The following is an 8,745-nucleotide window of genomic DNA, read 5'->3' as shown; positions in this document are numbered from 1 at the left end:
AAAAAAGATGTTGGCGAAGTTCACCAACATCAAAAAGTATAGAGCCGAAATTGAAAAAAAAACGAACAATACGTTTTTTGTATTGCTCGTTTTTTTTTTTTAAAATCAGTCAAATTGTTCGGCAGAATCCAATCCTTCAAATGGTTCAGAGGATGTTCTCTTGAAAGATTTGAATGAAAGTGGGATCTCCAGATACTTCACTTTGTTCAAAGTGTATGAGAGGATCGAGCAGCAGATCAATGTATAGAAGAAATGCCGTAGGTCCAAATAGAGCAAGGAAACGACTAAGATACTAAAAGTGATCAAAAATAAACTTTTTCCGATTTTTATCTGAAAATATTTTTCAAACGCTTGGTAGAGGATGTCTGTTCCGCCAGTACTTCCACCAAAGCGAAAAACAAGCCCACAACCAATCCCAGAAAGGAGCCCAGTCATCAGACTATTCACCAAAAGATTCTGCACCGCAAAATGTATATGAAGACTTTCCCATGTACGCAAAAAGAAAACCAAAGCAAAAGTACCAACAATTGTCCGTAAAAATGCTTGCTTTCCAAAAATGAACAATGAGAAAAGTAATAAAGGTAAATTGATCAACAAGGAAGTGATAGATGGAGCAAAGCCAAATAAATTATTTAATAAAAGTGCGATACCAGTAACACCGCCATCTGCTAACTTTGATGGGATATTGATCCCGGTCACGGCTAAGCTGTAAAGTGCAGCCCCCAGAGTAATACCAACTAGATCAATCAATAAATTGTTTTTTTTCATGTCTAACCTCTTTCCTTTTGAAAATTTTCAGCAACTTCTTTATTATACTGATAGATACTTATTCTTCAATAGGAAAAAATAAAAAAATAGTCAGAAAAGGGGAAAAAAGATGCGCGCTGCAGATTTGTTGACAGTTTTGTCAAATCCACCTACAAAAAAACCTTACGAAAGCATCGAATTAACAGCCGACAGTCGATCCTATCATTTGACCGGTGTCGAAATAACTGAAACTGGCCAATGCAATTTTTTATTTACCCAAGGGCAAAAACAACTTCCGATGAAAGAACTATTGGTTTTTTTGATGAAAAATCGTGAGAAAGAAATCTTTTATCAAAAAGATAAAGAAAAATTACCTTTATATGGAATAAAAGAGAAGGATCAACAGTTGATCATTTAACAAAATATTTTTATTTTATTTAGGAAATAAGGGGAAAAGTACAACGTTTATGATCTCAAAACAACCGATTGTTACATTTTTAGTAAAAATAGTTGGTTTTCCAGTATAATAATCGTTGAACAAGCCAGTAAAAAAAATCTCCCCCACGAGGTCCAATATTTACTGGCTGTTTTAATTTATATTCGGTAATCGCGCACTTTGTGTCTTAGAACATAAAGTGTGTATTTTTTTGCCTTTCTCCAAACAACTATCTTCAAAGAAAGAATACGAGGAAGTTGGAAGAAATTTTGAAGAGGTACGTACATTGCCAGAAAATATAAGTTGATTATTATCCGTACAACATCCCTCTAAAAATGTAATACCTGAGTCAACATCCATTGCTTTAGCTGAATTATTTGGCTAGATACATTTCCTACGGTGATTCCTGCGCGTTCAAAGAATTGCCTTAGCCTTTAACTCTGGAATCTGCTTCACAATCATCCCACGATTAAAACCATGGGCTCTATCAGAAGTTCTGCAATACTTTAAGCTTAACTTGGATGAGAATGTATCACGATATTTTTACTGTTAACTAGATACATATCAATAATATCGTAATGAATCAGTTATCCAACTTCCAAAATTGGTTACATATTCAGGCGGTCCTTGAAGTGTGATTCTTGCGCGTTTTGGGGAAATCACTTGGTAATAAAACTTTCTGTTCTCGCCGCCGTCATATACTTTATTGTATTGATCAATTAGTTCATTCTTTAATTTTTCAATTTTATCTGGGCTAGTAATAGGAACATTCACAGAAAAAATTGCGTCGATTTGACTGACATTTTCATCTTCCAAAAATTTGAAAATAGGGTTCTCCACTGGAATTCCGATTTGCTTGTAGAGATCGGATCTTAAAAATTTCCATTGGCCTCCAATTTTACTTCCCTTTAATTTACCATCAGCTATATAATTTCGAATCGTTCTTGTGGTGACTCCTAAAGCTTCTGCGACTTCTTGTACGGTTAGCATATCATTATTGTTCATACGGATTCTCCTGTACTAAATTGTAATAACTTTATTTGCATATTTTTTAAAATACTTGTCATGAGTTGTAAATAAAATAATTTTATCGTTTATATTTTCCGTTAAAAATTCCATTATATCAATTGCTGACTCTTTATCAATATTACTAATACTTTCGTCTAGGATATATAAATCTGCATTTGTAATTATAACACGACAAATAGCGATCCTTTGCTTTTCCCCGCCAGATAAATTTGCTCCATTTTCATATAAAATACTATCCCAACTTTTTTCTTTAAGAATTGAATTAAGAATCCCTGATTTTTCAATAAAAACTTTTTCCTCTTCCGAAAGCTCATGCCCCATTCCAATATTATTTTCTAACGAGGTTGATAATATCGTCGGAGTTTGAGAAATATAGGTTATTTTGTTTCTCAAACTTGAATTACAAATTTCATCTATTTTTATTTCGTTAATGCGAATACCAGTGGATTTTCTAAATTTCAACAGTAGCCTTAATAAAGATGATTTTCCACTTCCAGAATCACCTTCAATATAAACTATATCATTTTTTTTCACACTTAAATTCAAAGGGTAAGAAAAAGTTTTTTCATTTATCGAAAAAGTGGGAGATTCGAAGCTGATTGTCTCAATGGAATCAAGCTCTTTTCCGCCACTTTCCTCTTGATTTGCGTCAAGTTCCTGTTTGATAAAATCATTTGAAGTGGATAAAGATTTATAATCAACATTGGCTTTTGATAGTTCACTCAACGCTGAATAGTACATTGGAACTATAATACTCAGAATAATTAAACTTCCCACTGGCAATTGTTTTTGCACAATTAAAATACTTGTCCAGATATAGGTCATATTTTGCACCAATTGGTTAACAAATGTAATCGAGCTGCTGGTTACTTGGGCATATTTGTTATTATTCGCCAAGGAATCATACATTGCAGTCATTTTTGGCTTAAGCAATAGTTCAATTGCAGAATTATCAGCCTGTGCCTTAACATTGTCCACATTTGATAGGGTAACAATTAAATCCTTTCTTGCGTTTGCTGAATCTTGCTGCATTTGTTCCATTTTGATGGAGAGCTGTTTGTTGATGTACTTAAACCCCAGGAAATTTAACGGCAATAGCAGTAATAGAACTAAAAATATCTGCCAAGACATAAACAAGACTAGTCCGAGGGATAATAGAATGATGAATCCTGATTTCGCGATTGTTGAAACACTACTAAGTAAAAATAAATATAAGGAATCTACAGCTGCAAATATGCGATTAATCAAATAAGAGGATTCTTTTTCGATAAATTTATCGTAGGTGATACCTGTTAATTTGTTTATCAGAACAAATAAATAAGTAACATTAAATTTTGCTGCATAATTCTCTCGATAAATCAGCATAAATACCTGTAATAAAAAAGAAACTAGCATTGCAAAAAAAATCAGAAACATCATATTGTACGTCACAGTAGTATTTCTTTGATTAAAAATTTGAATAAATATAGGAGTGATCATGGATGTCAATGCTCCAACAATGACTAGAATTGCTGTAATAAATAAAAATCGTTTGTTTTTTCCTAATATTTGTTTCAATAGAATCCCTTCTTTCTAATTCATTCAATTATCAGTCTAATATAGAAATCGTTAAAATGTCAATTTATTCCTAAAATATAGGAAATTAATTGAAAAAATAATTGACAATATAAAAGTGTTATAGGAAAATGATTGTAACGGGAGAAAAACCGTTTATTTAGGAGTTGAATATTCAAAATAGGAAAAAGTATGAATTTGCAAGAAACGTAGGATTCATTGCTCTATAAAAGTGATTATTGTCAATAGCAATAGTAAAATGTATAAAAAGGGTAATTTAGAATTCATGGGTTTTCTACATTTTTTGAATCTTTTTAAATAAGAATTGATGAGATTGATAAAATTAAAGAGGTCGAGACAAAAGTCGTTTAGGTTTGAGAAATTGGAGAGAAAAACGAACAAAATGTTTTTTGTATTGCTCGTTTTTTTTTTTTTTTTTGAAATTTCTGAAAAGCCGGACTTTTGGACACCGTTTATTTGAGAGAGGCTGGGACAGAAGTGTTTAACTCCGAGAAATAAGAAGAAATGAACGAAAATTGCTTTTCAAATTTTTGTGAATTTCGGCTTATTTCCGAAGGAGTTGCTTCTGCTCCCGCCGTTTATTCGAGAGTCTGTAGCAAAACTGATTTTTAGATTTGTCTCACCTTCTTTTTTATTTCACTTGGATTAATGGCTCTTTGTCAATAAGGACTGATGCGTTTTGTAAAATGAAATCTGGAACAGGAGGAATAACCTTCTGTCTCAGATTTTTTTGTTATTTCACTTGAATCAATTGATTGATCAAAAAAATCCTGATTTTCGTGTTCTCAAAGGATTCAAATCTATAAGATAATCGTTTCAGTATTTTGATATGAATATTCTGGGCCTTTATTTTGCTATTAGAATAAGAACATCTTGTAAGAAATTTCAGTCCTATAAATTATAGAGCCGTATTTTTTTTCAAACAACTATCTTCAAAGAAAGAATACGAGGAAGTCGAAAGAAATTTTGAAGAGGTACGGATCAATGTATACTTTTTGTACCAGATTCTCTTCCCATAAATGAGAATGTTTGAGGAAAGCAGAAAGTATTTATCCGTACTGATTTTGTACGAGGTCAATTTAGTTGGGGAATTGTTGTTCGTTGTTTATACTTGAATTATAGCTAGAAAGGAAGGTCTTATGAATAATTTTATACAAACGCTCAATGAGCGAAAAGGTGAGTTACTGACAGCTACCTTTCAACATTTATCCATATCACTGATTGCGTTGTTGATTGCGATCTTGATCGCGATACCAATTGCAATTTGGTCAGTCAACCATAAAAAAATGGCTGAAGTACTACTACAAACGACAAGTGTTCTTCAAACTATACCTTCACTGGCGTTATTGGGGTTGTTGATTCCATTTGTCGGGATCGGTACTTTGCCAGCATTGATCGCTTTGGTCATCTATGCGCTATTACCGATTTTTCAAAGTACGTATATTGGTCTGAGTGAGATCGATCCGTCAATTGAAGAGGCAGCTCGCGCATTCGGTATGTCTAGAATGAGGCGGCTGATCAAAGTAGAACTTCCTATTGCGCTTCCTGTCATTATTTCAGGTATTCGAACAGCTTTAGTGTTGATCATTGGTACGGCTACATTAGCAGCTTTGATCGGGGCTGGTGGTTTAGGAACATTCATTTTATTAGGGATCGACCGTAATATACCTGTCTTGACGTTGATTGGTGCAATCAGTTCAGCGTTACTAGCCATTGTCTTTAGTAGTTTGATCCGACTGCTGCAACATTTAAAGCCTAGATACACAGTGATTACATTGATCGTTATCCTGTTAGGAATCGGTGGTGCTTCATTGGCTCAAAGTGAGATATTCAAGGAAGAAAAGATCACTATTGCTGGTAAACTTGGAGCGGAGCCAGATATATTGATCGAGATGTATAAGGAACTGATTGAGGAAGAAACAGATACTAAAGTTGAACTGAAACCTAATTTTGGTAAAACAAGCTTCTTGTTCAGTGCTTTGGAGAATCAACAAATCGATATTTATCCTGAATTCACAGGAACTGTTTTGGAAAGTTTAGTAAAGGTTCCTGAAAGTTTAAAAAATAAAAAATTAAATGAAGAAGAAACCTATGAGCAAGCAAATACTTTATTGAATGAACAATTCAAGATGCGTTTGTTGCAACCGATGGCTTACCAGAATACGTATGCACTAGCGGTTAAAGCCAACTTTGCACAGGAAAATGGACTAAAAACGATTTCTGACTTGAAGAAAATAGAAAATCAAATCAAAGCAGGATTTACTCTAGAATTTATTGATCGATCGGACGGTTATAAAGGCATTCAAGAAACGTACGGATTGGATTTTCCAAGTGTACAGAGTATGGAACCTAGTCTAAGATACCAAGCAATCAATAATGGTGATGTGAACATCGTGGATGGCTATTCGACCGATAGTGAATTGAAGCAATATGGGTTAGTTACCTTAGAAGATGATCTAGGACTGTTTCCAGCTTATCAAGGGGCACCTTTGATGACAACTGAATTTGCCGATACACATCCAAGGATCGTTAAAGCACTAGAGAAACTTTCAAATAAAATCACTGAAGAACAGATGATCGACATGAACTACCAAGTAAACGTGGAGAAAAAACAACCTGCAGAAGTCGCTCATGCATTCTTGATAGAAGAGGGACTACTGAAGGAGGAAAGCAAATGACCAAGCTGATTGAATTTAAAAAAGTCCAAAAAAAATATGGGGACAAATACGCAATTAAAGAATTAGATCTAGCCATCGAAGAAGGAGAAATCTTTGTGCTAGTGGGCCCTTCTGGTAGTGGAAAAACGACTTCATTGAAGATGATCAATGGTCTTTCTCAGCCTACTTCAGGTGAAGTCTCTTTCAAAGGGAAAGCATTGAAAGACTATGATTTGCAAAAAATGAGATGGAATATGGGGTACGTACTGCAGCAAATTGCACTGTTTCCGAATATGACGGTCAAACAAAACATTGAAGTCATTCCAGAAATGCTAGGTTGGGAAAAAACGAAAAGGGAACAGACGGCAGATCGTTTGTTAGAAAAAGTTGGACTTGACCCCACTAGCTATAGAAACAGGATGCCTCAGGAATTATCAGGGGGAGAACAACAAAGAATCGGGATCATTCGAGCATTAGCAGCAAATCCAGAGGTGCTTTTGATGGATGAACCATTTAGTGCGCTAGATCCTTTGTCACGGGCCTCTTTACAGGATTTGGTATTGTCTTTGCATCAGGATCTAGGAACGACGATCGTCTTCGTTACGCATAATATGGATGAAGCAATCAAACTAGGAACAAGGATAGCGGTAATGAAGGATGGGGAGTTGATCCAATGCGAGACACCGGAACAATTACTGACCAATCCGAAGAACGAGTTTGTGCGCAGCTTTTTTGATGATTCTCTTTCTCAAAAAGAACAAACTGTAAAAGAGATCCTCTTGGCCAAGAATTACACAAAAGGAATCAGCGAAAAAGATCGTCCTGTGGTTCAATTCAATACACCATTGAATGAAGTTTTTGCATTGCTGGTTGATCATGAATCTGTAAATATTCAGGAAAATGAACGTATTTCTGGTGAGATCACGAGAGGAGATATGTTTGCTTTTCTAAGTAGAAAGGAAGAAGACAATGAAAAAGTATGATGCGGTCGTCATCGGTTCAGGAGTTGCTGGGTTAAGCGCTGCGTATGGGTTGAAAGCGGCAGAAAAACAGGTGCTTGTCGTGGAAGAAAACCTTTGGGGCGGAACTTGCCCAAATAGAGGGTGTGACCCGAAGAAAATTCTATTAAATGGTGTTGAAGCAAGAAAAAGAATCGAACAACTCATTGGTAAAGGTTTCTCGGATGTACCTCCTGTTGATTGGGCAGAATTACAAGCATTCAAACGAACATTCACAGATCCTGTTTCTAAAAATCGCCAAGAAGAACTAGCGGCTGCAAAAATCGATCATTTATCTGGTACTGCCCAGTTTATCGATCCACAAACGATCAAAGTGGGAGAAGAAACCATCACGGTTGAGCATTATATCCTTGCGACTGGGCAGCGACCAGCTATTTTACCTATTGAAGGAAAAGAATTTCTGCAAACTAGTACGGACTTTTTAGCGTTGGAAAAATTGCCAAAAGAGATTATTTTTATCGGTGCAGGTTATATTGCATTTGAATTAGCAATGATTGCTCATGCTGCTGGAAGCAAAGTAACGATCGTTCATCATAATCAGCAACCTTTAAAAGGATTTGAAGAAGAGTTGGTCAACAGTTTAGTTGAGCAAATGCAAAAGGCAGGGATCACTTTCATTTTTGACTTTGAGTCACAGCGTGTCATTCAAGAAGCATCTACGTATCGTCTTGTTTCAAAAGACAAAGAGTTACAGGCAGATGCAATTTTCGTTGCGACTGGTAGAAGACCGAATATTGAACATCTGCAACTTGAGCAGGCAGGTGTACACACAGTGAAGCAAGGAATCGTCGTCAACGAGTATTTACAGACAAGTAATCCGAATATCTTTGCATGTGGGGATATTATCGCAAAAAATGAACCCAAACTAACGCCTGTTGCGACGTTTGAAGGGACTTATGTTGCTGATTATTTAACGGGGAAAACAGCACCTATCCACTATCCGGTAATCCCAACGATCGTTTACAGCAGTCCGAAGGTGGCACAGGTCGGACGAACAAAAAAACAGACAACTGAAAAAGACCAAGTGACCGATGTATCAATGACAGATTGGTTTACCTACCATCGAGTAAACGAACCTCTAGCGAAGGCTCAACTTACCTATGATGCGAATGATTTTTTAGTTGGTGCTGCTGTTATCAGCGAACAAGCAGATGATTTGATCAATGATCTAACTCTATTGATCAATCAAAAAGTAAAAAAAGCAGAGCTAGATCAATGGATTCTCGGATATCCAACTTTAGCTAGTGATCTTTCCTATTTGCTGAAGTAAAGTACCTTGTTA

7 protein-coding genes and 1 pseudogene are annotated in these 8,745 nt (G+C 35.6%); 5 read left to right on the top strand and 3 right to left on the bottom strand.

The features are described from left to right. Positions 1-105 precede the first annotated feature (105 nt). Complete coding sequence (locus tag ED2_RS01220) at positions 106-768, bottom strand: YitT family protein (RefSeq protein WP_016176803.1); 663 nt, start codon at positions 766-768, stop codon at positions 106-108. 109 nt (positions 769-877) lie between these two features. Between ED2_RS01220 and ED2_RS01215 the strand changes: the two genes are divergently transcribed. Further along, entirely contained in the window at positions 878-1,165 is a 288-nt protein-coding gene (locus tag ED2_RS01215) for a hypothetical protein (protein ID WP_016176802.1), read from the top strand. Positions 1,166-1,747: 582 nt separating this feature from the next. Here the strand turns inward: ED2_RS01215 and ED2_RS01210 are convergent. Further along, positions 1,748-2,188 carry a helix-turn-helix domain-containing protein gene (locus ED2_RS01210; protein ID WP_016176801.1) on the bottom strand — a complete coding sequence of 147 codons (441 nt, stop codon included), beginning with the start codon at positions 2,186-2,188 and terminating at the stop codon, positions 1,748-1,750. A 15-nt stretch (positions 2,189-2,203) separates the two neighbouring features. Beyond that, positions 2,204-3,769: an ATP-binding cassette domain-containing protein gene (locus ED2_RS01205; protein ID WP_005877149.1), complete on the bottom strand. Its 1,566-nt coding sequence runs from the start codon at positions 3,767-3,769 to the stop codon at positions 2,204-2,206. A gap of 484 nt (positions 3,770-4,253) precedes the next feature. Between ED2_RS01205 and ED2_RS16240 the strand changes: the two are divergent. The 4 genes and pseudogenes from ED2_RS16240 to ED2_RS01190 form a co-directional block, all read left to right on the top strand. Continuing rightward, positions 4,254-4,373 (top strand): annotated as a pseudogene (locus ED2_RS16240) (DUF3788 family protein); the annotation flags it as partial. A 553-nt stretch (positions 4,374-4,926) separates the two neighbouring features. After that, positions 4,927-6,465, top strand: a complete 1,539-nt coding sequence (locus ED2_RS01200) for an ABC transporter permease/substrate-binding protein (RefSeq protein WP_005877147.1) — start codon at positions 4,927-4,929, stop codon at positions 6,463-6,465. Beyond that, positions 6,462-7,427 carry an ABC transporter ATP-binding protein gene (locus ED2_RS01195; protein ID WP_005877145.1) on the top strand — a complete coding sequence of 322 codons (966 nt, stop codon included), beginning with the start codon at positions 6,462-6,464 and terminating at the stop codon, positions 7,425-7,427. Before ED2_RS01200 ends, ED2_RS01195 begins: the two co-directional genes overlap by 4 nt. Beyond that, positions 7,414-8,733 carry a dihydrolipoyl dehydrogenase family protein gene (locus ED2_RS01190; RefSeq protein ID WP_016176799.1) on the top strand — a complete coding sequence of 440 codons (1,320 nt, stop codon included), beginning with the start codon at positions 7,414-7,416 and terminating at the stop codon, positions 8,731-8,733. The genes ED2_RS01195 and ED2_RS01190 overlap by 14 nt, the downstream gene beginning before the upstream one ends. Positions 8,734-8,745: the final 12 nt, after the last annotated feature.

Origin of the sequence: Enterococcus durans NBRC 100479 = LMG 10746 (assembly GCF_001544215.1) — a bacterium.
Classification (GTDB): Bacteria; Bacillota; Bacilli; order Lactobacillales; family Enterococcaceae; genus Enterococcus_B; species Enterococcus_B durans.
Note: the sequence above shows the minus strand (reverse complement) of the source record. Positions and strands in the feature narration are given on the sequence as shown.